The organism is Wolbachia endosymbiont (group A) of Urophora cardui, from assembly GCF_964028435.1.
Classification (GTDB): domain Bacteria; phylum Pseudomonadota; class Alphaproteobacteria; order Rickettsiales; family Anaplasmataceae; genus Wolbachia.
Genome location: NZ_OZ034774.1, coordinates 925,265 through 950,092, shown reverse-complemented (window position 1 = coordinate 950,092; position 24,828 = coordinate 925,265). Strand labels below are relative to the sequence as shown.

Below are 24,828 nucleotides of genomic sequence, written 5' to 3'. Positions count from 1 at the left end.
GAAACCACCACCTGTTTTATAGAATTGCCTCATAATACCTCTTAATTACCCAACCCTAATTGCTCACATGCTTTACTTAATTTAACCTCAGTTAAGCTAGTAAGCTCTTCAGCTGTAGACTTACCGTATGATAAAAATTTATTTAATGAATCAATATCTCTTTTCTCTAATACAGATCGTATATACTCCGCTTGTCTAGAATCCATAAATTCTTTGATTTGATCAGGATTAGCCTTATCTAATATTGCCCATACCGGTTCCATGTAACTTTGATTTACCCAAGGTACTAATAAACTTGTAACAAGAAAGCAAGATCTATTAGAAACTTCTTCCTTCAGCACATAAGTACGATGGCTATCAAATCCCTCCTTTCTCCACATATGCATAAAAAGCTTTGCACCTTCACCAGCATAATATGAGCTGTTCTCTGTTTTTATATAGTGTAGCCAGACAAGATATTTATCTTCTGAAACATTACTTGGTTTCAAATAGTCAAACAATGCTTGAAATTGATCAAAGCGAAGTGCACCCTGTAGCGTGTTTAGACTACCATAATAACCATTTTCAGCTAAATCTCTTTTTAGAAGTTCTGTATATTTATCAGGATTTATTTGACTAAAACAAAATTCGAATATTTCAGGATAACTATTACAACGACTACCTGCTGCATACACTGCTGTCTTCATGAAGATCTCATCCTTTTTCTGTGAGCCCATTTCATCTTCAGGTAATGACTTTATTTTATTCCAGAAGAATTCTACTGCTTCCGCTTGTTTCAAATCTATAGCACATTTAAGTCCATATTCATATGGATGACGACCATCTAGATTTAGTTTAGAGATGTAACCGCTAACAAAATGTGACCAAAAACCTGTTAAAAGGTCGCTTGTTAAAGATTTAACTAAGTGACCATACTCCAACAGACTACTTTTACCTTGAGCTGATAATCTTTTTTTTCTTTCCTTAAATAAAGCAATAATATCTTCCTCTAAGCAGCACCTACAGGCAATTTCATAGCTAGGGTTACTAAAGGGACTGCCTGGCATTATCAGCTTTTTACCTATCACCTGCCTATCAAGTTTAACTTTATGTAAATTGTCTACTTTCTTCCAACAATCCTCATTAGATAGCACTTGTGAAAGAAAATTGTGCCTCTTTTTACCACCCCTTTTGTGCAAGTCCCAATTTGCATAACACCAGCGCTCAATTTGAAAAAGCTTAGATGCTCTATAGGGATCATCCTCTTTAATAGACGAAAACAAAACTTTTGGAATATCTGAACGCAGCATAATTACCCCTCTATGAATGGAAAAACATGGAAACTGTTACGTCTAACATACACTATAGTAACTTGATACCATTTCGAGTAAGATATCCCTTTTCTAAGTTTTGTCAATCCTCAATTTGAAAAATTTTTTTAGACTTGAATAACTCTCAACAAAAGCCTCTTAATATGAGAGATACATGACGTTTTGTTTATTTTAAATTCTGTTTTTTATAAGTCTACCTTAGTTATTATTCTAAAATAAACTAGTATTAATTTAGCAGAATGTATTATTAAGATCTTAAGTAAGATAACCATTTCCAGAACTCAAAACCAGCTAATGAGAGAAGAGTTTGTTTTGGGATGGGTTGGTCTACCGCTAGATCCGTGCGAACTTTTTTATATGGTAATTTCATTGTACGCTAAAACCAACTATATTAGCCTACTTTAGCCATGTTTACATACGAACTAGTTTGCCTAATTTTGTTGCAAAAATTTCAAGCTTCTATTTTTACAACCTTATTTTTACACAACATGCTCTCACAAATATACGACCTTTTTTGCAATTTTAGAAAGAGTCAATAATTCAAATTGTTGCAGCACTAAAATAGACGTTTCTTTAGTTACAACAAGGTCTATTTTTTCGTAAATAAAAATGTTTTATAATAATTAATTATTAGAATGAAAATATCATACTTGGCTCTCAAGAAATTTCCTGTTGTGCAGTGGTAAGGTTTGGAGAAAAAGATTGGCTTGGCAACGATAATTTACTAGACTAAAGTTTATATTAAAATACAAAATGGGGTTGCGGGTATGGAATCTGGTTTGGATCACAATTACAATAAAATACTTGATATATTAAAAGGTGGTATTAAAGGCGACGATAATCAAGTTAAAGCAAGAAAACATCTTAGAGTAGAAAGATGGTTGAGGGTTTATATTCAATTAATTGAAGATTTTGATGAGGGAAAATTAAAATTTTTCTCTGATATATTCTCTGATAATTCTTGTTGGGATGGAATAAAATTAAAAAATAAAGCTGTTGGTGAAAGGCTAACTGAAGAAAAAAATAAAAATGGAAAAGAAAATCCGCTTGATCTTGCAGATAGATATTACTTGGCATGTAAATATTGTCTAGAAGATAAGATTCCTGGATTGTTTGAACAAGTATTTATGAGATTTAAGAGAAGTGTCTTTGAAGAGGATGGATCTGATGATGATCTGAGAAGAGAATTATTGGAAAATATCGAAGAAACTAGCCCTATAGAAGCTTTCTGGTCTTTTCTTATTGATAAGCAGATTGGAAAACTAAACGAATATAAATCAGTTGAAGGTTTGCAAAAATCCATACAGATAAATTCTAATAAAAACTGGGAAGAAGGTATAGAGTTCTTCTATAATAAATTACACAATGATTCCAGTATTTCTAGTCAAGATAAAAATAATTTGTTAATTGAAGCAGCTTTATCTGCAGTAAAGGGTTACAAAGAAGTAGACACTATAGAGTTTTGCCTGTCTAAAATGGATGATGAACAAAAGAAAAAATTACTAGATAGAGATTATAAGGAAAATACTTATTATGCAGTGTTGAATATGCTAGTAGGTCAGTATTACTTTGATTCTTTTATGGAATTAAGCCGATTGTGTAGTCAGATTGAATGTGAACGTTACACAACTTTTTTATCTTCATTATCAGATCAAGTACTGAAGAATCCAGATCTGTCTGAAGAAACAAAAAAATGTATGATGAATGTTTGGGAACGTATAATAAAATTAAAAACTCAAGACCGCGGGGAGCAATCTATTTCCTCTATTTTTGTAGACTATTCAGTTACATATACAATAGCAAATTTAATTGTGGATCCAAGTAGACAAGGGGTAAGTAAAGAAGAAATATTAGGGAAGATATTAAAGCATGTAAAAGAAATGAGTGGTGAAGAGATGATAAAGGTTAAAGATTCTGTATTAAGTAAAATTCAGTTATTTCATGGGGGTAAAAAATTGCAATTAGGAGAACAAGTGTTTTCTAAATTAGCTCAAGAAGCTTCTAAAGAATCAATTTTGCGTGAAGCTGGTGATACTTTGCCACAGTCAAGTCTCAGTACGACTGATACCCCATATAATATAAAATCTTTAGGCCATAGCAAATAGGAGAGTAATATGCCAAGTAATGTCAAGCCGCTTGAGTTGGTACAGCTTCTGTTGATGAGAAATAAATCAAAAGACGAGTTCCTAGATTTTCACAAAAGGTTCCAATCGTTTATCAATCAATCTCCTTCTTTTTTGCATTCAGTTGGAAAGCCAGGCTTTTTCCCTAGTTTCTTTTTTGGTATGTTTGCTACTGTATTAGACACAGAACTTGCTACTAAAATTGGTATCAAAAAACTTCATTTTCGTTTTGATGATAATAGAACTTTAAAAATAGCTATATTAACTAATGAGGGACTTAAGTGTATAACGGTGTCTGATCAAGTTGATGGTAACATGCATCTAAAGTTCTCTCAAGGAGAGTTAGAAAAAATAGCACAGAAATGGAAAATGGGAGCAGAGTTTGATAAACTAGAAAAAGAAGAGCATGAAATAACAATTACAGGAAAAGAAGTAAAGTACGGAAATGTTGATCCAGCTTTTAGTAAAAAGACTGATTATTCACAAAAAGGTTTTACAGAAATAGAAAAAGATCGTGACCAACAAGACCTAGAGAGCTTAATTTCAAAATTGAGTAATCAAGATTTCGAAGAAGTAAAAAAGAACGCTAGAAGAATGTTTAATTATATTACAAATGTCTATAAGAAATATGAAAAAGAAACTCTATTTAGCGGTAAAGAATCAAGTCATCATGGGTTTTTAGCTGGGTTTTTGATAAATTTTAAGTATCGTTTTCACCTAAAACTTTATCTCGAATTATTTGCTGGAAAAGGTTACGCAGACATTATTTTACTTGTGCGCGGTTCTGATAAGTCGCTAAGCTGTATTCCTATTATTATTGAGCTTAAAGCAGGTACTGGTGAGATAAGTACAGTGATAAAAGCATTGAAGCAAGCACAAGATTATGTTAAGGGCTCTTTTTCTAACTCTATAAGAATGATTACTATAGCTAATGAAGCTATTTGTGTAGGATTAAATTTTGATATGGTTCATCACGAAAATGTTAAAATTGATGTAGAAAATTTTCTTAGTCGAGAAGGTAATTCTGTAATAGAAAAGTTACTTGGCACTGAAGCAGCGAATGCTGAGGTGATAAGAACACAGCTAGAGTATCTTTACTATGGAATTGTTTGGAGCAATGGTGGAAGTGATAATATTAATTATGTCAGCAGAATGATCTTAGGTCAGCTAGTACTTATTTCTAATATTATTAAGCGTGAAAAGTTAGGTAAACATATTTTTATTTATGATCAAAATGATAAAATGGTTACTGGATCACAGAAACGCCCAGAAGCAGCAAAAGAAAGTATTGCGGATTGTGTTACAACTATAGTGCTAACTTTAGGTAAGAAGGTGCTTATACTCAACATAAATGAAAAAAATGAATTTGCATTGAAAGTGCCAGATAATAAAGGAATTCCTATTGAAAATATTAGGGGAATTCAAAACGTCAATGACATAAAGATACAAGAAATAACCTGTAACTTATACAGTACACCTAGTAATAAGAATCCATTTGATCAGTACTGTAATAAGAATAAGGGAATTACAGTAAATACGTATGACTCATTGGACAAATACAAAAGAGGTAAAGAAATTTTACAAGGTAATTTTACTCGAATTGTGGAAAATAAAAAATTTAAAGCAGCTTTGAGCAAAGCTATAGAATCTGGTAAATATGATGATTACAAAAAACTATTTGAAGAAATTTCTCATATACTACATCCTTTCAAATCATTAATAAGCAATGAGGCTACATTTCAAGCTGTATTGCATGGTTTATTTAGTAGCTACGGAGAAGATAATATAAAAGTTATTACTGAATTTCAAATAGGTGGTGGAGAGAAGTTGGATGTTATGTTGGTTATAAATGCTACTGATCAAAAAAAAGAATACCCCCCAGTTGGAATAGAGCTAAAATTTGCTAAGAAAGGAGAATTGGATAAAAAAGAAAAAGATGCTAAGGATCAGTTGAAAAGATATAAAGAAGGTGAAGCGTATAAGGTAATTACTGATGCTGGCAAAGTGAAACTGATATATGCTGTTTTTAATAAAGGTGCAACAGATGAAGGTTCCCTTATAAAAATTGGTAATGAGTTTGTAGAGGTAGATGTAAGACATAGTTCTGTGGTTGCTTTTGGTCAACAGCCAGGTAGTCTCAAACAACCTTATGTTGTAATAGTTTAGACTTGATCTGACAGGCATGAATTATCTGACAGAAGAATCGACGAAGTCAAAACCGATATCAGAATCTGTTTTAATGTTATCAATATTTTTTTGGTAAGCAATATGCATACTATCAAAAAAGGTCTGCATAGGAGTCTTACCATAGCAATACTTACCGTAATGAACCCCAGTTATGGATTAGAAAATAGATAAAAGTAGAACTAAGAAGGGGGAAACAGGGTAAACTCGAGTATTTTAGTAATAATAAGAGGTTACCCATGAAGAAAGATATTACAGAACTGTACTGTTGCGTCGAGGATTTTTGTCGTGCGGTAGATGATAATTTTGCAAATAGGTTCTTATCAAAAGGCAAAAAACCAACCAGAGTACCAGAAATAGCGCACTCAGAAATTCTAACCATAATCCTGTTATACCATAAATCACCATGTAAAAACTTCAAGGCTTTTTATCTTTGTTATCTTCAGTTATGCTATAGATCAGAGTTTTCAAAGCTGCCTTCATATCACAGATTTATTGCCTTAAAGCCGCGAGTTTTGTGGTATTTAGCATTACTTTTGCAATGGTTCTGTGAACAAGCGAAAATGACCGGTACTTCCTACATCGATACCTCTACGATTGCCGTTTGCCACAGAAAAAGGATCTCTAGGAACAAAGTTTTTGATGGTTTAACAGAAATTAGTAAGAGCACGTACGGTTGGTTTTTTGGCTTCAAGTTGCACTTGGTGATTAACGAAATTGGAGAAATTCAAGCACTTACACTAACCAAAGGCAACGTTGACGACAGAAAATCTGTGCCAACTCTAACCAAAAAACTAACCGGACTTTTGTTTGGAGATAAGGGCTATATAAAGAAAGAGCTTTTTGAGAAACTCTTCGATAGAGGTCTAAAACTCGTCACTAAAGTGAAAAAAGGTATGAAAAACGCACTGATTTCGCTGAAAGAGAAGATTTTACTAAGGAAAAGATCGATTGTTGAAACGGTTTTCGGCTCTTTAAAAAACAAATTTGAGATTGAGCATACAAGACATAGATCACCAACACATTTCTTAATTCATGTTTTTTCTGTTCTGATTTCCTACTCCATGCAGTCGAAAAAGCCCTCTATTTCTATGTCTTCCTTTATCGGCTAATCCATAACGGCTTTGTTGCATCGCTACTTATGAAAGGCTAACTATAGCTAGGATTATAAGCAACCTATTGAAAATCTTGTTTTTTTGCAATCAATCTGATCAAATTTAAGAATAGTAATTTATTATTTATATTAATAAACTTAATTCTATTGAAAATAGCTAAAGCATTGAAATTCTTGAATTTTAGCCGGATTAGTGAGTGGTAGTGAAATTTCTTTTACTCAAATTTAGGTATTCACTGACCGTTCTTGTTATAAATACCAGAATAATAAGCTACTGATATTCTCCATCTTTTTTATCTTTAATCCATCATAGCTAGCGATGCAACAAAGCCATCCATAACTGGGGTTATAGGATTTATTTTCTTTGATATTTTCTCTAGTGTTGTATATGTTTGCCTACGTATTTTCCATGACCTTATGGTTTGGTTGATCTTCTTCTTGGCTTTGTTGCTAATTGCAGGTAGAAATGAGACAAAATAGTTTTGTAATAGTTTAGACTTAATCTGACAAGCATGAATTATCTGACAGAAGAATCGACGAAGTCAAAACCGATATCAGAATCTGTTTTAATGTTATCAATATTTTTTTGGTAAGCAATATGCATACTATCAAAAAAGGTCTGCATAGGAGTCTTACCATAGCAATACTTACCGGAATGAGGTCTAGCTCTGTTGTAAGAATGCAACCAATGATCGACATCTAACTGAAGCTCCTCCAAAGTACTATAAATCTTTTTCCTAAAGATAATATTGTAACATTCATCTTGCATAGTTCTATGAAACCTTTCACATATACCATTAGTCTGTGGAGAATAAGCTTTGGTTCTAGAATGATCAATATTTTCTACTCCCAAATATAACTGGTACGCATGATTCCCTGGTTTGCCACAATACTCTGTACCACGATCAGTTAAAATGCGTAGCAATGGAACTTTCTGTTCATCAAAAAATGGTATAACTCTATCATTGAGAAGATCTGCAGCTGTGATAGCAGTTTTCTCCGTATAAAGCTTGGCGAAGGCCACTCTAGAGTAGGTGTCAATAAAAGTTTGTTGATAAATTCTTCCAATACCTTTGATATTGCCTACATAATAGGTATCTTGACTACCTAAGTATCCAGGGTGTTGTGTCTCAATTTCGCCATTGGCTTCTTTTTGTTCCTTAGTTTTTTCTAAAGCAGCAACTTGCTCCTCTGTTAAAATTATACCGTCTTGGACCACCTTTGCTTCCAGGGCTTTCAATCTCTTTTTAAAATTTTCGAGATCGTTTCTTTGCCATATTGACCTTATCCCACTAGCAGATATTAGAATTCCTTTTTTCTTTAATTCATTAGCTGCTCTTTCTTGTCCATATGCTGGAAACTCTACTGCTATTTTAACTACTGCTTCTTCTGTATCCTTTGGTACTCTATTGGCAAGTAATGGTTTGCTTTTGTTTATCTCATATAATGCTTTTTCCCCTCCTGTTTCATACAGCTCTTTGAAGCGGTAAAATGTATCCCTTGAATATCCCATTACTTTACACGCCTGGGATACATTTCCTAATTGCTTTGCAAGTTCTAGCAACCCCAACTTTGGTTTTAGTATTTTTTCTTGTGTTGTACTCATATCTGACACTCCTTTAAAATTTATTTATATTTTTATCTTACTTTATTAGTCTGTCAGATCAAGTCTAAACTATTACAGCTTAAGACCTTTGCTTCAAGTTCTGGATGTAGGCTTGTTTGCCTTTTTTTGACTATTTGTGGCTCAAAACTTCCCTCCCTATCTCTTGGTGTTAGTAGCTCAAATGAGCCTCCACTCGTGCGTAAAGTTTTTGCGTTTCTCCCATTTCTTCAGTTGTTTTCTTCACTTTTAGCTAACATGTGGCTTTCTATTTCACCTTCCAGACTTGCCTCTAGCAGCCTTTTTATAAATGGTGTTAATGCTCCATCTCTTTTAAAACTTTCTCTAAATCAGATACAATACCCCACCCACCAATACAGAAAATAGAAGAGGTAATAATTAAAGAGGTAATAATTAAAAGGATAAGAATAATTATAAAAAAACTACTCGCTCTTCTAATTACTATATATCTGTTGATTAACTTACACATTTTGATAACTCAACCTTTAGATTACATTTTATTTTAGAGTTTATTCTTACATAAAGTTTAACCCACTCAACAGAAAACATCATTCAAAACTTAGTCATACAATTTCTAAAACCCAAAACCAGCATGCATAAGAAGCTCGTTTTCTTAGTAATCGGTAGATCTACGCAAGGATTCTACAATCTATTATGAAACAAACAGTGGTGCTTGTTGTCGAGAAAACGGCTCTACCATTGATATCTCCATCCTACACGATGGTGGGTAGAGAAAGTCTTGCTTCTTAGAGTTTTTTTCATCACGTAAGGTAAGTGTATCTACAGAATACTTGAACTGATCGTTTTGTACAACATCAGAGCTGTTTCCTTTATGGTCTTTTTGTAACCCCTCCCCACAAGTGACCCGTTTTCCGGCTTGTTCTCCCAGATCTTGTCTAGAAAAACCAAGAGAGGTAATTTTCTCTACCAATTGAAGCTGCTTAGACTTGACAAAATACCCCTGCAACAATGTTGCAACAAACATAAAACTAAAAAAAATAATTTCCCGGCAGCTTCTACTCAAAGAACGAGGAGTTGTTTTCACTTATAGAACCAACGATCAACTGACCATCTGTTTCGATGAGTGATATATGAACATATTTATATATTTTCAAGGAAAGCTCATGGGAAAAAAGAAACTGACTGTTCGTGTTAGCTATAGTTATGAACCTAATCGGTTAGCAGAATTGTACTTATTAGATGCATATAAAAAACTAGCATTAAATAAACAAGTAAATGGGAGCCAAAAGGAGAAAATTTTTGAATGTAACAATAGAATCAATTTAAGGGGGAGCAATGATAACTGTTAGTCTGTACGCGAGAGTTTCTTCAGGAAAACAAGTGCAAGGAGATACAATAGCAAGCCAAATTACTGCTATAGAGAATAAGATTAGTGCTGATGGACATAAATTACTAAGTGAATATAAATTTATTGATAATGGTTATAGTGGCTCTGATATAATACGTCCTAGTTTAGAAAAATTAAGAGATCAAATAGCAGAAGGTAATATTAATAAGGTTTATATTCATTCTCCTGATCGTTTGGCTCGCAAATATGTACATCAAATGTTATTAGTTGATGAATTTAAGAAATTGGGTGTAGAAACAGTTTTCTTGAATTGTCAAATTGACGATAATCCAGAATCTCAATTACTATTACAAATACAGGGTATGATAGCAGAATATGAACGTGCAAAAATTATGGAACGAAGTCGTAGAGGCAAGATTCACGCAGCCAATAAAGGCAGTATAAATGTAATGAGTGGAGCTCCTTATGGCTATCGTTATATAAATAAGCATATAGGAGGAGGACAAGCCTTTTTTGAAATTAATGAAGAGGAAGCTGAAGTCATTCGTAAAATGTTTTTTTGGGTGGGAAGGGGAAGAGTAAGCATTGGAGAAGTATGTCATAGATTAAGAGCTATGTCCATCGTAACACGAACAGGAAAAAGGTATTGGGATAGGAGTGTAGTCTGTCGTCTATTACAAAATCCTGCTTATAAAGGACAAGCAGCATTCGGTAAAAAAAAGCTAGGAGTAAAATTAAAACACGTAAGACCACAGAAACGCTCTTGTGAGCAACCGAAAGACAATTATTCTACTTTTCGTACTGATAAAGAAAATTGGATTTATATTCCTGTACCTAATATTATAAACGAAGATTTATTTGATATAGTTCAAGAACAGCTAACTGAAAATAAAAGAATAGCTAGGAGAAGACGAATGGGAGCAAATTACTTGTTGCAAGGTTTAACAGTATGTCAGCTTTGTCATTATGGATATCATGGTATTAGCACTTGCTCTAGCGCTCGTCGAACATATTATCGTTGTACTGGTACGGAGCGAGGTCACTTTGGTGGCAATAAAATGTGTAATAATAGAATGATTCGTACAGATGTATTAGACGTGGCTGTATGGGAAGAGGTAAAATACCTATTGAAAAATCCTACTCGGATATTAGAAGAATACAAGCGTAGACTTTCAGAGATTAAAAAATCACCATTAGATCAAAAAAGTGACTTTCTTGAGAAAAAAGAAGATCAATTAAACTGTGGCATTGCAAGGCTTATTGATGGCTATACTCAAGGATACATCAATGAAGAAGAGTTTAAACCAAGAATTAAAGCAATGAAACAAACCTTACAAATGATCGGAGAGCAAAAGAAAAAGATATTTGATCAAAAAAGACTTGAACAAGACTTAACTCTAGTGGTGACTACTTTAGAAGAGTTTTCTTCTAGCGTTAACTCAAGTCTTGATAACGCAGATTGGCTAACTAGACGTGATATCATTAGAACATTAGTTAAGCGAATTGAGATTAACCATGAAGACGTGCATATCGTGTTTCGAGTAAAAGAGCTGCCAGACTCTTTCACACACAGTGGAAAAGCGGACCAAAGTTTATTGCAACATTGTTGCAGGAGTCAATACTATCACATTATCAGGAAAAGTAATCGGGAGTACTGACGGCTGTGGCGATTTTACCAACTAGCTCCTCTGCTAGCATTAGCAATATGTGTTTTCAGCATCAATTTTAAAAGCATTAAATTTGAAGTTTATCAAACAACACGAATTAGCAGCAAAACTTTATGAAAATGCTTCAGTTGAGTCAGCTAAACAAGGATTTAGAATGGTTAATATATTGACTATTTTTACTTGTATCTTAAACACAATTCAATTTTCACACTCATCGGCAGTTAGGCCACTTGCTCGCAAAATAACATCAGTAGAAACACCCGCATTCGCAAGTATTATCATATATTACAAAAAAATCAGTTAGCATTTCTGTTTATTAAAATTATGCAATAAAGCTGCATTTTATATAACACTTCTCAAATTATTTCTACTAAATATTTATGAATATGGTTAAACAGTAGATAGAAGAAACCTTTTCTATTATTGATCTTTTGTACAGTAAAGTTATCTCATAAAATATTAAATTTGGAGTTTTATGGATCACAGACTAAGAGCTTATTTGCTTGGAGTTACCTGGTTTATACTCAGTTTACTTAGTAGTGTAGTTAATGATACTATATCAAAGTGTCTCGGTTTACACCTTCAAAGTTTTGAGATAATCTTTTTCCGTTTTTTATTTAGCACTATTACTCTTATACCTTTTATATTTTACTATGGAATAGGAGTTTGTAAAACAAGTCGAATATCTATTCAAATAACTAGAGGTGCATTGTTGTTTTGTGGAATGACCTTATGGACCTATGGGTTGACTATTTGCCCAATAGTAACTGCAACAATTATAGGTTTCTCAATACCATTATTTGTTATGCTTCTTGCAATTCCTTTTCTGGAAGAAAATATAATTTGGCAAAGATGGGTAGTAGCTGTCATTGGTTTTATTGGTATTGCTATTACTACTAAAGCTTATAGTGAGGATTTTAATCCTAAAATTCTTATTTTTATTGTATCCGCATTAATCTTCGCTATACTAGATGTACTTAATAAGAAGCTTGTAATGAAGGAGACAATAATAAGTATATTATTTTACTCAGCTCTAATGACAACTGTTTTTTCTACTCCACCTTTGTTATTTTATTGGCATATGCCTTCCTTGTCAGAATTAATATTACTGCTGATTTTAGGAATAAGTTCAAACCTAATTCTGTTCTTCATGTTAAAAGCTTTTGCTCTTACTGATGCCACTGCACTTGCACCGTATAGATACATAGAGCTAATAATTTCTGCAATAGTAGCATACGTTATATTTAATGAATTACCTGATAAAAGTGCTTTATATGGTACTTTGATATTAATACCATCAACCTTATTTATAGCTTATTCGGAAGGTAAGGCAATTAAGAAAAATAATGTAACAACAAAAGTTTATAATTGTTAATGGTATTTATTTTAGATGCTAAGCTATATTTTTAAGGTGATAATAAAATGCACATAACTATTATAGGAGTAGGGTATGTAGGATTAGTATCTGGTACAATGTTATCGGAGCAGGGCCATAAAGTTGATTGCATTGACATAAATACTGAGAAGATTGAACTTTTGAAATCAGGGAACATTCCTCTATATGAACCTGGATTAGCAGATTATTTAGAGAATAATATAAAGTCACAAAGGATAAGATTTTTTGATTCGTATTCTCAAATAAATCCCAATACAGAAGTAGTATTTGTAACTGTAGATACTCCATCAGACTCCCTAGGAAATGCAAATTTAAAGAATGTATATAATGCAGTAAGTGAAGTTTCTGAGAGAGTTAATCAAGATTGCTTAATAGTGATAAAGTCAACTGTTCCTCCTGGTACTGCAGAAAATATACATAATTATTTATCTAATAAGGGCTATAACTTTGATTTAGGAGTTAATCCAGAGTTTCTCAAGCAAGGCTCTGCAGTATCAGATTTTTTATACCCAGATAGGATAATAATAGGAGTAAAAACTAAGCTAGCTAGGGCAAAACTAGAAGTTATATATAGATCATTTATAGATAAGAATATTCCGTTAATAGTCACTGATACAGTTACTGCTGAAATGATTAAATATGCTTCTAATGCCTTTCTAGCAACAAAGGTTGCTTTTATCAATGAGATGGCAGGTTTATGTGAGCTATTAGGAGCAGACATTGACCTTTTAGCTAACAGTATGGGAATGGACCATAGAATAGGTAAGGAATTTCTCAAAGCTGGTCCAGGATTTGGAGGATCATGTTTTCCTAAAGATTTATCGGCCTTAATAAGGCTTGCTGAAGATCACAATGTCAAGCTACAAATTTTAAATTCAGTTAAGGAATCTAACTATAATCATATAACAAACATTGCTAAAAAGGTAGAATATCTATTAAATGGAGTCCAAAATAAAAAAATAGCAATATGGGGGCTAACTTTTAAGTCTGGTACTGATGATGTAAGAAATAGCCCAGCTATAGATATTGCACAATTGTTAGTGAATAACAAGGCTAAAATCACTGCATATGACCCAATGGGGATGGATAATGCTAGGCAAGTTCTAAAGGATATAGAGTACGCGGACAATGCTATAGGGGCTGCAAGGGACGCGGAAGCCTTGTTATTATTAACAGAGTGGGGGGAATTTAAAAATCAAGATTTTGCAAGTTTAAAGAGTATTATGGCTGCACCTAATGTTTTTGATTTCCGTAATTTATTAGATAGCGAGCTGTTACTAAGATATGGTTACCATGTTTATTCCTTGGGTAAAAAATCTATCTACAAAGTTTAACTGTTGAGAAATGTTTTTTACACCGCTTTACTTAGTTTTTTAAGATCTTTGCTTGATAATATGGAAAAGCAAACGAGTGCAATAACAGAGCAAATGGAAAAAAATGAAAACATAATACTGTTACCACAGTGCTTAACAAGTACTCCTAAGAGCACGCATGAAAATATTGAACTTGCAATATACCCAAATAATCCTGTTAAGCTTACAATTGCACATACATTATTTTGTGGAGCAATTTCTACAGCTATAACACCTGTCAGTACTTGCACTCCAAATATAAAGAATCCTGATAAGATTGCACCAAGGTTCATAAGAATTATGTTTTGACCAAAGTTCATTGCAATAAAAGTGAGTGCTATACCCAACATGTAAAATAATGCCAGCAAGCTTCTATTTTGAAAGAAGTACATATCACTAATTCTTCCTGTTATTAAAGTTCCAAGGATTCCACCTAAATCATATACGCCTGTTATTAGTGAGGATTGTACAAGAGAAATTTGTAATTTATCCTTTAAAATTATAGGAAACCAAAAGAAGATTCCCATTTTTATAATATAAGCACAAAAAGTAGCACAACATAGAAACCATATGGAACTTGTTACCTTGATACCTATTTGAGATTCCTGCACCTTATAATAGGTAGTAAAGTTGGCACTTTCTTTGTAATATGCTTTTAATATTATATAAATTCCAAAAAGTAAGCATAAGAAACCAGAGTACAAAAATGCACTTTTTGCATTATATATTTTAATTATACTTGGTAATACAATTAAAGTAATACAAGAACCAAGTTGCTGAGATGCGCTCATAACTCCCCATGATGATGCAATTGAAGAGATGCTAGAGTTTGTAACCATAAACTTGGTAATAGCTGGCCAACCTAACCCTTGTGTCCAAGCTAATAATATTAATGTTAACAGTAATAAAGTCAGATTATTATATGATAAAGTTATACCAATGGTTAATAATCCAGTTGCAATATTGCATAGCCCAAACATAAATAATGGATTATTTTTGGAGTCCATGATTATTCCATTAACAAATTTTGATACTCCATAAAAAAAAGAAAAGCAGGCAAAAAAATAGCTTAATTTTACATGGTCAGTATCTATTAACAGTGGCAGAGCAATTGGTATACTTTGTCTTGATAAATAAAGCAGCATATATCCACAGAAGAATAGTAAATATTGAAAGAAGACAAAGTTCACACCTATTCCCAAATAGCTCTATGCAGATGCCAGCATAATACTATATTGGTATAATATTATTTGACAAGAAGTTTGCAAACAATTAGTGCAGAAAATTACTTACTTAGTATCTTTCTTATAGCAGATACAGTAATATTAATATCTTCATAGCTTATATCTCTATGTGTTATAGCTCTGATTTTACCTTTGATGTTAGCCATTCTAATTCCATAATTTGTTATTAGTACGTTTATTAATTCTTGAGTAGATATACAATTATTACGTAATGAGAAATACGCTATATTAGTTTTGTATAGGTCAATATCAATTATAACTTGATCTATGGAGTCTAGGCCTTCTATAAGGTGCTGCATTTTTTTATGATCTTCTTCTAAAGAATTTACATTATTACGTAGAGTATATAAACATGCAGCTGAAATAATGCCAGCTTGGTGCATACCTCCGCCAATTTGAAACTTATAGTACCAAGCTTTTTCAATAAACTCTTCACTTCCAAGCAATATTGCGCCCATTGGAGCACCTAATCCTTTACTAAAATCAATGAATACCGAATCAAAATAACTTGCATACTCTTTTGGAGATATTTTAGTATGAGCACAAGCGTTGAACAGTCTTGCTCCATCTAAATGAGTGAATACGTCATTCTCTTTGCAGAGACTTGAGATCTCTTGAATATATTCTAAAGGCCACACAGCTCCACCACCAAAATTTGTCGTTTGTTCGATAGAAACAAGCCCAACTCTCGGAATATTTCTTAAACTAGGACGAGTAATAAACTCAACAATTTGTTCTCCAGTAAATATTCCTCTCGTACCTTTGATTGGCAAAGGAGTGGCATGTGCCTGGGCTGCGATCAAGCCAGATTGTACTATGAGCGGATGTGAAGTTTCATCAAGCAGCAAGTAATCACCAGGTCTTTGAATGTGTACTTTATAAGCAATTACATTGGACATTGTTCCTGAAATCAAAAAGATTCCTGCAGGTTTACCTAATATTTTACATGCGGTTGCCACTAATTCGTTCACAGTTGGATCTTCACATGCAGCTTCGTTTCCAACTTTTGCTTTAGCCATCGCTTCCCTCATTTTAGCTGAAGGGTCAGTGTTTGAATCGCTAAAGAAATCTATTTTTATTCTCATATTAAATTTAACACAACCTCCTTTATAATTTCAGCAGCTTTCATGATGTCTGTTTCCTTTGTGCCAAGATGGGTAACTGCTCTTATATGAGACTCGAGCCAAGGAAAAAGTAATAAACCATAAGCTTGGCACTTACTCAAGAAAACCTCATTAGTTACATTTAGTGCTTTTATACTAAAGCTTACTATATTAGTTTCTGGATAAGGTAGTACCAGTTTTATGTGTGTAATTTCCTTAATCTTGTCTGCAAACAGTTTGGCGAGTTTATTGTCTTCTTTAAGCCTAGAAATATTGTTCTGTAGTACATACTTTGCTGCATTAGCACAATACCCTATCTGATGATAACCACTACCTAGCCAAACCTGTAGCTTTTTAGCCCTTTCAATTATCTCTCTTTTACCCATAAGCATTGAACCAAAAGGAGCGCCAAGTCCTTTAGTAAAAGAAAAGCTCATTGTATCCACATATTTAGCATAATCTGCTAAAGCAATATTTGTTTCGATATGAGCATTAAATATTCTTGCACCGTCTAAATGAAGATTTACATTGTGAGCTTTTAAAAAGTGATATAACTCGACTTGTTTTTCAAAAGGATAAATTTTACCATTAAACCCATTTATACTATTTTCTATAGAAACAAGACTCACCTGAGCAAAAATTTTATACCTCGGCTTAGAATTAATAGCATATTCTACTTCATCAACATCTAAGATTCCGCTATTATTTCTAATACAATTAAATACGATATTATTTACTTTTGCATTGCCTGCGCTATCGAAAAAATTAACGTGATAATTATAATGAGTTATTAGTTCATCACCAGGACTTGTTTGACTGGCAACGGCTAATCTATTTGCAAGCATACCGCTGGTTACAAATAATGCTTCTTCTACTTTGAATAATTGTTTGCAATATTCTGATAAGTCATTACAGCTTTTGTCTTCACCATAAGCAAAATCTCCAACAGTTGCATTACTTATTGCATGTATAACGTTGGAGCTCTGCAGAGTTGTAGTGTCACTTCTCAGATCAATAATTTTTTCCATCTTATTTTTTGCCATTCAAACAACCAATTTGAGCATTCCAAAGTTCTTTATAAAGACCGTGTTTAGAAACTAGTTCAGCGTGTTTACCATCTTGGACAATTTTTCCTTTGTTAAATACTAGAATTCGGTCCATGTGTAAAAGTGTAGAAATACGGTGTGCTATAGTAATCGTAGTTTTATTTTGCATCAGTTTAAATAAACTCATTTGAATTGTTTTTTCTGTTATAGAATCTAACTGACTAGTTGGTTCATCGAGAAATAGTATTGGAGCGTTTTTTAAAAATGCCCTTGCTATTATTATTCTTTGTCTTTCTCCTCCAGATAGCTTGATGCCTTTTTCTCCGACTGTAGTTCCATATTGATCTGGTAGAGTCATAATGAAATCGTGAATACCAGCCAGCTTTGCAGCTCTCATTATTTCTTCGATAGTAGATTGAAGTTTACCATATATGATGTTTGCTAAAATAGTATCATGAAATAACAATGGGTCTTGAGGTATTACAGATATTTGTTGCCTCAAAGAACTCTGTGTAACTTCTGATACTATTTGATTATCAATCTGTATATTACCTTTTTTAACATCAAATAGCCTTAGGATTAAGTTTATAAAAGTAGATTTACCACCTCCAGAATAACCAACTAGACCTACCTTTTCGCAAGGATTAATGGTAACTGAAAAATCTTGAAATAATGACTCCTGACCTTCATAAGAAAAAGAAACATTATTAAACGTTATTCTTCCACTTAATAAATTTAATTCTTTAGCATTTTTCTTATCTTGAATTTCTGGTACAGTAGTTAAGATTGGCAATGCATCTGAAACTTTGCCGAAATGAGTAGAAAATTGGGTAAGATTCCTAGTTAGATGGTTAAGAAACTCTATAATCGATATATTAATTCCAAGTACAAGAGCAATATCTCCTATTGCGATCTTGTTCAATTGATAATCATGAATTAAAAAATACAAGTTTACTGCTTGGAGTATATCGAATGAATAGCCATATATAAACCAAAGACAAAAGTATGCCCACTGCAATTTTCTCTCTGCAATAGTTCTTTTCTTGCATATTTGAAAAAATTTGTGTCTCTCATGTGCTTGCTGAGAAAATAACCTTACTGATATAACATTTAAAATACTATCTGCTATACTAGCTATTACTTGTGAATTTTGTTTAGAGTAATTATCAGCTAGTTCAGTAAGTACACGAAAGCTGAAAATCGAGACTAAAATAAAAATGCTTACCCAAGTGAATGTAGCGATTGCAAACTTTATGTTTACTAATGATAAGGTATAAATAGCTAAGACTAATGCTATACTGTAACCGAAAAAACAATCTATAAGCAATCTTATTAACTCTATCACACTATCCATTAAGCTACTGACCTTATGTACTAAGCTTCCAGATAAATTGTTCTGATAATAGGAATGGTCTTGTTGGAGTAGCCTACAAAAAGATATATCAGCTATTTTTTGACGCATTAAGGTAAACATTCGAATGTCAACAAAATAGCCATAGAATCTAAAAGCAGTAGTGATAAGTAATGCCATGCCAAGATAAGCGCTTACAGGTAATAAAAGATTTTCAATTACATTACCTTCCTGATATTTTACAGCTGTATCTAGAATATTTTTTACTAAATACTTTCTAAAAGACAAATCAACAGCTACCACCAGAGCAACTAAAGACATTATAAGTACATTAAGCTTGAATTTAGATACTATATTCAAGATGAACATCAATACACATTTGAAGCTATCAACTCTACTTCTGTTCATTTACAATGCTAGCTCCACTACTTTGACTTTTTTATTGAGAAATACAAGTAGTGAAAACCATAAATTTTTGTATATTTTTCCTGAGATGTCTCCAGCATCATGTAGTGCTGATGCTTGATTTAGAATAAGCAGCTTATATAAATCTCGCTTAGCCTCAGTAGTGTCGATCTCAGAAATATTTGTAGTTGTGTCTGTAATAAAGGCTAACCAGCTCTTGATAAGTTCTTCCATGTTTTTTGCTTTTATACTTTCCTGGTAGCCAAACAATGACAAGCATTCTCTCAGTATAGATTCTGTTAACTCACCACAATTGAGTATACCAAAAACTGAAGGCTGAGGTTTTGGCACATAGGGAAGGTCTTGATCTTTTATAATCCACCTTGTTACATAAGCAAATCTATCTTTAGCATCTGTATTCTTATCACTACCATGCCATAACCGTGAATCAAAAACTATCGCATCTCCTGCTGAAATAGGTAGTGACTTAATTTTATAATTTTCTCGGTTATTTGAGTACTGATCAAAGAAATATGGGTACCAAAAATCAACTAAAGGCTGTATTTCCCATTTATGACTGTTTTCTATAATTTGCAGTGCACCTGAAGTTTCACTGACATTATTCAAAGCTAACCAAACAGAAAAGTGGTAAGGATCATTGAAACTATAGGAGATGTCTTGATGGAAGGGAACTGCATCTATTAAATCAGCAGTTTTACATATAACATTTGATTTTTTCTGCAGTATCTGACACTGAAGTGACTTTTCAAGGTAATTTTTAATAATTTTATCTAATGCTTGAGAGATAATTCTAGTTACTTGAGATGACGTGCCCCATCTGCCGGTACAGTTTAAGTAGTCAGAAGTTGAAACACTTAGTTCTTGGGATAGCTTTGATATCTTATTTGTTATATCACTTAAAGACTGAGTTATTAGCTCTAAAGGAACCAGATTTTTGATAATAAAAAAACCATTTTTTTGTAATGTTTCCATATGATTAACACCTGACATCAATAACTGATAAGTAATCTGTTAAAGGTATAACAGCAAAAATTTTGAATCCTTTTACTTGTTTGAGTATTTTTTCCCAATCGCTTAATGTTCTTAGTTTACCTCCTGTTTCAACCATGACATTAATATCTACAGAGCCTCCAGCTGGAGAGCGGTAATCTAAAATAGTTTCTATCAATAAAATACGAGATATTCCTTTGACCAATTTTAAATAAGATAATACTTTATCATCATCATAATGCTGTAGAAAGCGGCAAAAGACACCTAATTCATAATTTGTAGCTGATAGTTCTTCCTGAGTTATAAGTTTGACTTTTAAATTTTCTACTAACTGTCTTGGCACTTTATGTTCGTTATATAGGCATATGGAACCTTTATTGTGTATATCAGAATAAGCAAGAAATAAAGAGTGTACACCAAATAGCAATATATTCTTAGCACCATCTATATTAATCCTAGAATTAAACTCTTTAGTATCAAACCTAGAATATCCTAGCAATGCTTGGTAAAACGCTATTTTCTTATCTTCTGATGCTTCTCTTTCCTTAAAAGATTCAAATGAAGAGATTGACTTCTGTTTTAGTATATCGGCAATCTTTAACCAATTCTTTTCAGCGGCAACTCTTGCCCACATCGTTGCTGCTTTTGGCAAAAATGGTATTTCCTTAAAACACTTACCTTTTGATGATAGTTGCCATAAGTCCTTGTCCTTATCGTAATCAATAAACCCTATTTCCCACAACGCCCTTAACAGCCTTTCTAGATTTGGTACGATAATGTTTAACTTTTTAGATAAAAACGGCACAGTTGCAGGTAAAATATTTAACAAATCAAGTTCAATAGCAACGCTTGTTAGGTAAGTTTTCCAAAAGGCTGAAAGTTCTGCAGAAATCCTATGCACTTGAGATTCTTTACCTAAATCAAAAATACTAAACTTTACATTTCCGGTAATATCGATTTGTCCTAACACACCTTCAAAAGTTTCAACTTTTGCCATCCCATTATAAAATGCTTCTACCATTTTAAATCTCTGCTGGTAAACAGGATCACCATTAATATCTATATGAAACCAACCATGTTGATCTTCTGCAATAGAATACCCTTTATGAAAAACATTAAGTTTTTTATACCATTTATTATGTACTAACTTTCCATGATGATTAATATGTGTAGCTTTACCATCCTTATAGACTACAGCGATACCATCCTTAAAATCTCCAACATAATCATATTCCTCCTGATAAATCCTGTTGCCATTTAAATTAATATGAAAACATTTATCATGTCTTCTAACTACACAAATATCTTCCTGATAATTTCCAATCCATTGATACAACTGTTTGTATACTCTACATCCAGATGAATCAATATGGTAACACCCTGTATCATCTTCTACGGCCGCTCTATTAAAGTAGAATCCAAAAGTTTTTAGAAATCTATGATGATAAACTGCTTCTTGTATCTTGTAAAAAGCATCTAGTGTTTTAAGCTTAAGCATTAGGTGGAGAAGGGAAGAACTCTGAGTCATAACTTAGATATAAAATCTGTTGACCAGATAAGAGTCCCCTTCTCAAAAGTATAGGCTGGACGGTATCGTAGAAAGACCTCAATGGTTCTAATTCTGTATTCACAAGGTAAGCCTTACTTTTCATTTTAAAATAGTAACGTATGGAGTTATATATGATCAACAACTTTCTTGGTATAGATGTTTCAAAAGAACGCTTTGACGTTTTTCTTTCGTTTATAAGTAAAAAAGGAAAACGTGAAACTAGAAAAAGGAAATTTAAAAACGATGATTCTGGATGGCTTTGTTGCATCGCTACTTATGAAAGGCTAACTATAGCTAGGATTATAAGCAACCTATTGAAAATCTTGTTTTTTTGCAATCAATCTGATCAAATTTAAGAATAGTAATTTATTATTTATATTAATAAACTTAATTCTATTGAAAATAGCTAAAGCATTGAAATTCTTGAATTTTAGCCGGATTAGTGAGTGGTAGTGAAATTTCTTTTACTCAAATTTAGGTATTCACTGACCGTTCTTGTTATAAATACCAGAATAATAAGCTACTGATATTCTCCATCTTTTTTATCTTTAATCCATCATAGCTAGCGATGCAACAAAGCCATTCTGGATTTCAAGGCCTGGCAAACTTTCTACAAAAACATAACATAGAAGAGGTAAAAGCCTGTATGGAAGCTACTGGTTGCTATAGTGAAGCTTTGGCTGAATTTCTCCACAATGCCGGATATTTCGTTAGTGTTGTAAATCCTTATTGCATAAAATCTTATGCAAGGAGTAAGCTGAAACGACAAAAGAATGACCAGTCTGATGCAGAGATTATTGCAGATTATTGTCAAAGACAGGAACCTTCTCGTTGGACACCACCTTCTCCTGAAAAGAAAAAATTAAAACATCTTTATCGTTGCTCAGATGCATTAAAAGATGAGTTAACACTAGCAAATAATCATTGGCTTTGTTGCATCGCTAGCTATGATGGATTAAAGATAAAAAAGATGGAGAATATCAGTAGCTTATTATTCTGGTATTTATAACAAGAACGGTCAGTGAATACCTAAATTTGAGTAAAAGAAATTTCACTACCACTCACTAATCCGGCTAAAATTCAAGAATTTCAATGCTTTAGCTATTTTCAATAGAATTAAGTTTATTAATATAAATAATAAATTACTATTCTTAAATTTGATCAGATTGATTGCAAAAAAACAAGATTTTCAATAGGTTGCTTATAATCCTAGCTATAGTTAGCCTTTCATAAGTAGCGATGCAACAAAGCCATAATCATTTAGAAAAAAAAGAGAGACTTCCTGAAGAAGTTGTAAATGCTTGGGAAAGCCTTGCAATGAACATAGAACAATCAACAGAAACAATAAAAAACTCCGTACGTGAACTATTAAATCAACACAAAGAATTGTTGGAAAATTTTCAACTTCTATTGACTATTCCAGGCATAGGAGAAGAATCAGCAATAGCTATTTTAGCTGAAATTCCTGATATAAAAACTTTTATAAATGCCAGGCAATTGGCAGCATATGCTGGAACTATACCACAAAATATAACATCAGGCTCATCTGTACATGCCAAGCCCAGATTAAGTAAAACCGGTTCACGCATATTACGTAAGGCAACGTACTTTCCTGCTATAGTAGCTAAAAATCACAATCCTATCATTATGACTTTTTGTGAGAAGTTAAAAGAGAAAGGCAAGCATAATATGGCCATTGTGGGAGCTGCAATGCGTAAATTACTCCATATAGTTTTTGGTGTTTTAAGTTCAAGGAAGGCTTTTAATCCAGATCATATCAAGAACTATAGAGTTAGGAGGTTTACTGAAGCTTAAAAGGAAACGTCCAAAAATGCGAGTTCTAGATTAAAAGGTTAAAGTTTATGATACTACTGTACAGAATTTATCTATTGCTTTTTGATTACATTCAATCATCATTTGTGCTTCTTTTTTTAAACACTTGATATTTTCGTATGTTGTATTGTCCATCTCCGTTGATGCTACTTTTAGCTGCGATTGAATTCTGATATAGCTATTGTTAATAATCTGGTCTAGCTGATAATTTACACAATCTAGTCCAGAGGCAAACATTACGTTTATCAATGGCTTAATCCAGGATATTTTGCCAAGTCTTTTCGATCTGAGGTATTTAATGGAATGAGACGATCTGCCAGTGCCGATGGACAGAAGTACTACATCATCGTTAGGAAATAGCTTTCTGCTGCTTGCATAGCTACATGCTGCTGGATTATTGGCAAAAACTCCTCCATCTATTAATACCATTTCCTTTTGGTTGATTTTTAAATATTTAGGTGCAAAGTAAGTAGGTGCTGCAGTTGCTGCTCTTAATACATCCCTTAATTTAATAAAATTTCTATCCTCTTTCCAGCTTTTGAAGAAAAATGGGCAATTATTGTGAATATCGTAACTCGTAATCAACACATTACTTAAAGTGTTTTTAAGGATATCATCGCCAAAATATTTATGAAGTACATGTTCAATATTTTTACTGGGGTATTGTGCACCGTTAATCCAAGAAAATATTGATCTTCTTAGAAATGAAGACTTAAAAATATAAGGTCCGTACTCCTGATAAAGATTAACCAAGTCATCAGCTGAATATTGTAGCTTTCCTTTGCTATCTTTTTTACATAATCCTGCTACAATAGTGCCACCAGTTGAAGTACCCACCAATAAATCAAAAATTTGAGAAATAGGTTTACCCGTTTTTTGCTCTATTCCGGATAATATCATTGCTGGAATAATTCCTCTTATTCCACCACCATCAATTGAGAGAATATATTTTGTCATTTGTACTAAACTTTAGATGTTCTTGAGTATCTTTATTACCTGGTTACAATTGCTGCTTGTTTTATAAGAGACAGATTCGCTGAACGTATAACTGATGCACTGCCTCTCACATTGACTTTAACAGAGTTGCTTAGTAACTTTGTAAAACAATTCTCATAAAACTAAGAAGGCACAGTAAAAAATTAGTGTAACTATTTATAAGTACGCCACACAAACTGAAAGTACTTATAAATAGTTACACTAGTTTATA

The 24,828-nt window shown here is 32.9% G+C and carries 18 protein-coding genes and 4 pseudogenes; 10 read left to right on the top strand and 12 right to left on the bottom strand.

The window, feature by feature from the left end; translation table 11 throughout:
* Positions 1-41 precede the first annotated feature (41 nt).
* Complete coding sequence (locus tag ABWU38_RS04535; protein ID WP_353272554.1) at positions 42-1,289, bottom strand: hypothetical protein; 1,248 nt, start codon at positions 1,287-1,289, stop codon at positions 42-44.
* A 788-nt stretch (positions 1,290-2,077) separates the two neighbouring features.
* On the opposite strand from ABWU38_RS04535, the gene ABWU38_RS04530 reads away from it, so the two are divergent.
* Both ABWU38_RS04530 and ABWU38_RS04525 read left to right on the top strand, forming a co-directional pair.
* The gene (locus tag ABWU38_RS04530) at positions 2,078-3,415 is read left to right on the top strand and encodes a hypothetical protein (protein ID WP_262986535.1); all 1,338 of its coding nucleotides are present in this window, start codon (positions 2,078-2,080) and stop codon (positions 3,413-3,415) included.
* Positions 3,416-3,424: 9 nt separating this feature from the next.
* Positions 3,425-5,599 (top strand): hypothetical protein, encoded by a 2,175-nt coding sequence (locus tag ABWU38_RS04525; RefSeq protein WP_353272553.1) that lies wholly within the window; start codon positions 3,425-3,427, stop codon positions 5,597-5,599.
* 21 nt (positions 5,600-5,620) lie between these two features.
* On the opposite strand, the pseudogene ABWU38_RS04520 reads toward ABWU38_RS04525, so the two are convergent.
* Positions 5,621-5,761 (bottom strand): annotated as a pseudogene (locus ABWU38_RS04520) (IS481 family transposase); the annotation flags it as partial.
* Positions 5,762-5,856: 95 nt separating this feature from the next.
* Between ABWU38_RS04520 and ABWU38_RS04515 the strand changes: the two are divergent.
* On the top strand, positions 5,857-6,729 hold the full coding sequence (locus ABWU38_RS04515; RefSeq protein WP_353272552.1) for an IS982 family transposase: 873 nt from the start codon (positions 5,857-5,859) through the stop codon (positions 6,727-6,729).
* 519 nt (positions 6,730-7,248) lie between these two features.
* Here the strand turns inward: ABWU38_RS04515 and ABWU38_RS04510 are convergent.
* The 3 genes and pseudogenes from ABWU38_RS04510 to ABWU38_RS04500 form a co-directional block, all read right to left on the bottom strand.
* On the bottom strand, positions 7,249-8,337 hold the full coding sequence (locus ABWU38_RS04510; protein WP_265017323.1) for an IS481 family transposase: 1,089 nt from the start codon (positions 8,335-8,337) through the stop codon (positions 7,249-7,251).
* Positions 8,338-8,414: 77 nt separating this feature from the next.
* A pseudogene (locus ABWU38_RS04505) lies at positions 8,415-8,666 on the bottom strand (transposase); the annotation flags it as partial.
* A 341-nt stretch (positions 8,667-9,007) separates the two neighbouring features.
* Positions 9,008-9,340 carry a hypothetical protein gene (locus ABWU38_RS04500; protein ID WP_353272551.1) on the bottom strand — a complete coding sequence of 111 codons (333 nt, stop codon included), beginning with the start codon at positions 9,338-9,340 and terminating at the stop codon, positions 9,008-9,010.
* Between the two features lie 106 nt (positions 9,341-9,446).
* On the opposite strand from ABWU38_RS04500, the gene ABWU38_RS04495 reads away from it, so the two are divergent.
* The 4 genes from ABWU38_RS04495 (at position 9,447) to ABWU38_RS04480 (ending at position 14,061) form a co-directional block, all read left to right on the top strand.
* Positions 9,447-9,665, top strand: a complete 219-nt coding sequence (locus ABWU38_RS04495; RefSeq protein ID WP_341819653.1) for a hypothetical protein — start codon at positions 9,447-9,449, stop codon at positions 9,663-9,665.
* Positions 9,652-11,322, top strand: a complete 1,671-nt coding sequence (locus ABWU38_RS04490; RefSeq protein WP_353272550.1) for a recombinase family protein — start codon at positions 9,652-9,654, stop codon at positions 11,320-11,322. The genes ABWU38_RS04495 and ABWU38_RS04490 overlap by 14 nt, the downstream gene beginning before the upstream one ends.
* A 484-nt stretch (positions 11,323-11,806) precedes the next feature.
* Positions 11,807-12,706 (top strand): DMT family transporter, encoded by a 900-nt coding sequence (locus tag ABWU38_RS04485; RefSeq protein ID WP_353272549.1) that lies wholly within the window; start codon positions 11,807-11,809, stop codon positions 12,704-12,706.
* Between the two features lie 47 nt (positions 12,707-12,753).
* Complete coding sequence (locus ABWU38_RS04480) at positions 12,754-14,061, top strand: UDP-glucose dehydrogenase family protein (RefSeq protein ID WP_353272548.1); 1,308 nt, start codon at positions 12,754-12,756, stop codon at positions 14,059-14,061.
* Between the two features lie 17 nt (positions 14,062-14,078).
* On the opposite strand, the gene ABWU38_RS04475 is transcribed toward ABWU38_RS04480, so the two are convergent.
* The 6 genes from ABWU38_RS04475 to ABWU38_RS04450 all read right to left on the bottom strand — a co-directional run bounded on the left by ABWU38_RS04475 (position 14,079) and on the right by ABWU38_RS04450 (position 21,737).
* A complete protein-coding gene (locus tag ABWU38_RS04475; RefSeq protein ID WP_353272547.1) occupies positions 14,079-15,224 on the bottom strand; it encodes an MFS transporter in 1,146 nt (381 codons plus the stop codon).
* Between the two features lie 140 nt (positions 15,225-15,364).
* Entirely contained in the window at positions 15,365-16,408 is a 1,044-nt protein-coding gene (locus ABWU38_RS04470) for a threonine aldolase family protein (RefSeq protein WP_353272546.1), read from the bottom strand.
* Positions 16,405-17,454, bottom strand: coding sequence for a threonine aldolase family protein (locus ABWU38_RS04465; protein ID WP_353272826.1), 1,050 nt, complete (start codon positions 17,452-17,454; stop codon positions 16,405-16,407). The genes ABWU38_RS04470 and ABWU38_RS04465 overlap by 4 nt, the downstream gene beginning before the upstream one ends.
* A 1-nt stretch (position 17,455) precedes the next feature.
* On the bottom strand, positions 17,456-19,231 hold the full coding sequence (locus tag ABWU38_RS04460; RefSeq protein WP_353272545.1) for an ABC transporter ATP-binding protein: 1,776 nt from the start codon (positions 19,229-19,231) through the stop codon (positions 17,456-17,458).
* Positions 19,232-20,221 carry a phytanoyl-CoA dioxygenase family protein gene (locus ABWU38_RS04455; protein WP_265044340.1) on the bottom strand — a complete coding sequence of 330 codons (990 nt, stop codon included), beginning with the start codon at positions 20,219-20,221 and terminating at the stop codon, positions 19,232-19,234.
* A gap of 4 nt (positions 20,222-20,225) precedes the next feature.
* Positions 20,226-21,737 carry a WG repeat-containing protein gene (locus ABWU38_RS04450; protein WP_353272544.1) on the bottom strand — a complete coding sequence of 504 codons (1,512 nt, stop codon included), beginning with the start codon at positions 21,735-21,737 and terminating at the stop codon, positions 20,226-20,228.
* 182 nt (positions 21,738-21,919) lie between these two features.
* Here ABWU38_RS04450 and ABWU38_RS08410 point away from each other — a divergent pair, with 182 nt between their 5' ends.
* The 3 genes and pseudogenes from ABWU38_RS08410 to ABWU38_RS04435 form a co-directional block, all read left to right on the top strand.
* Positions 21,920-22,144, top strand: a complete 225-nt coding sequence (locus ABWU38_RS08410) for a hypothetical protein (protein ID WP_410542153.1) — start codon at positions 21,920-21,922, stop codon at positions 22,142-22,144.
* Between the two features lie 227 nt (positions 22,145-22,371).
* Positions 22,372-22,713, top strand: a pseudogene (locus tag ABWU38_RS04440) (IS110 family transposase); the annotation flags it as partial.
* 323 nt (positions 22,714-23,036) lie between these two features.
* A pseudogene (locus ABWU38_RS04435) lies at positions 23,037-23,603 on the top strand (transposase); the annotation flags it as partial.
* A gap of 45 nt (positions 23,604-23,648) precedes the next feature.
* On the opposite strand, the gene ABWU38_RS04430 reads toward ABWU38_RS04435, so the two are convergent.
* A complete protein-coding gene (locus tag ABWU38_RS04430) occupies positions 23,649-24,578 on the bottom strand; it encodes a patatin-like phospholipase family protein (protein ID WP_264337378.1) in 930 nt (309 codons plus the stop codon).
* Positions 24,579-24,828 lie beyond the last annotated feature (250 nt).

Bases quoted from the DNA above. Each gene is read 5' to 3' on its own strand.
- ABWU38_RS04535 (WP_353272554.1), bottom strand. From the start codon at position 1,289: ATGCTGCGTTCAGATATTCCAAAAGTTTTGTTTTCGTCTATTAAAGAG.
- ABWU38_RS04530 (WP_262986535.1), top strand. From the start codon at position 2,078: ATGGAATCTGGTTTGGATCACAATTACAATAAAATACTTGATATATTA.
- ABWU38_RS04525 (WP_353272553.1), top strand. From the start codon at position 3,425: ATGCCAAGTAATGTCAAGCCGCTTGAGTTGGTACAGCTTCTGTTGATG.
- ABWU38_RS04515 (WP_353272552.1), top strand. From the start codon at position 5,857: ATGAAGAAAGATATTACAGAACTGTACTGTTGCGTCGAGGATTTTTGT.
- ABWU38_RS04510 (WP_265017323.1), bottom strand. From the start codon at position 8,337: ATGAGTACAACACAAGAAAAAATACTAAAACCAAAGTTGGGGTTGCTA.
- ABWU38_RS04500 (WP_353272551.1), bottom strand. From the start codon at position 9,340: ATGTTTGTTGCAACATTGTTGCAGGGGTATTTTGTCAAGTCTAAGCAG.
- ABWU38_RS04495 (WP_341819653.1), top strand. From the start codon at position 9,447: ATGAACATATTTATATATTTTCAAGGAAAGCTCATGGGAAAAAAGAAA.
- ABWU38_RS04490 (WP_353272550.1), top strand. From the start codon at position 9,652: ATGATAACTGTTAGTCTGTACGCGAGAGTTTCTTCAGGAAAACAAGTG.
- ABWU38_RS04485 (WP_353272549.1), top strand. From the start codon at position 11,807: ATGGATCACAGACTAAGAGCTTATTTGCTTGGAGTTACCTGGTTTATA.
- ABWU38_RS04480 (WP_353272548.1), top strand. From the start codon at position 12,754: ATGCACATAACTATTATAGGAGTAGGGTATGTAGGATTAGTATCTGGT.
- ABWU38_RS04475 (WP_353272547.1), bottom strand. From the start codon at position 15,224: ATGCTGCTTTATTTATCAAGACAAAGTATACCAATTGCTCTGCCACTG.
- ABWU38_RS04470 (WP_353272546.1), bottom strand. From the start codon at position 16,408: ATGAGAATAAAAATAGATTTCTTTAGCGATTCAAACACTGACCCTTCA.
- ABWU38_RS04465 (WP_353272826.1), bottom strand. From the start codon at position 17,454: ATGGAAAAAATTATTGATCTGAGAAGTGACACTACAACTCTGCAGAGC.
- ABWU38_RS04460 (WP_353272545.1), bottom strand. From the start codon at position 19,231: ATGAACAGAAGTAGAGTTGATAGCTTCAAATGTGTATTGATGTTCATC.
- ABWU38_RS04455 (WP_265044340.1), bottom strand. From the start codon at position 20,221: ATGGAAACATTACAAAAAAATGGTTTTTTTATTATCAAAAATCTGGTT.
- ABWU38_RS04450 (WP_353272544.1), bottom strand. From the start codon at position 21,737: ATGCTTAAGCTTAAAACACTAGATGCTTTTTACAAGATACAAGAAGCA.
- ABWU38_RS08410 (WP_410542153.1), top strand. From the start codon at position 21,920: ATGATCAACAACTTTCTTGGTATAGATGTTTCAAAAGAACGCTTTGAC.
- ABWU38_RS04430 (WP_264337378.1), bottom strand. From the start codon at position 24,578: ATGACAAAATATATTCTCTCAATTGATGGTGGTGGAATAAGAGGAATT.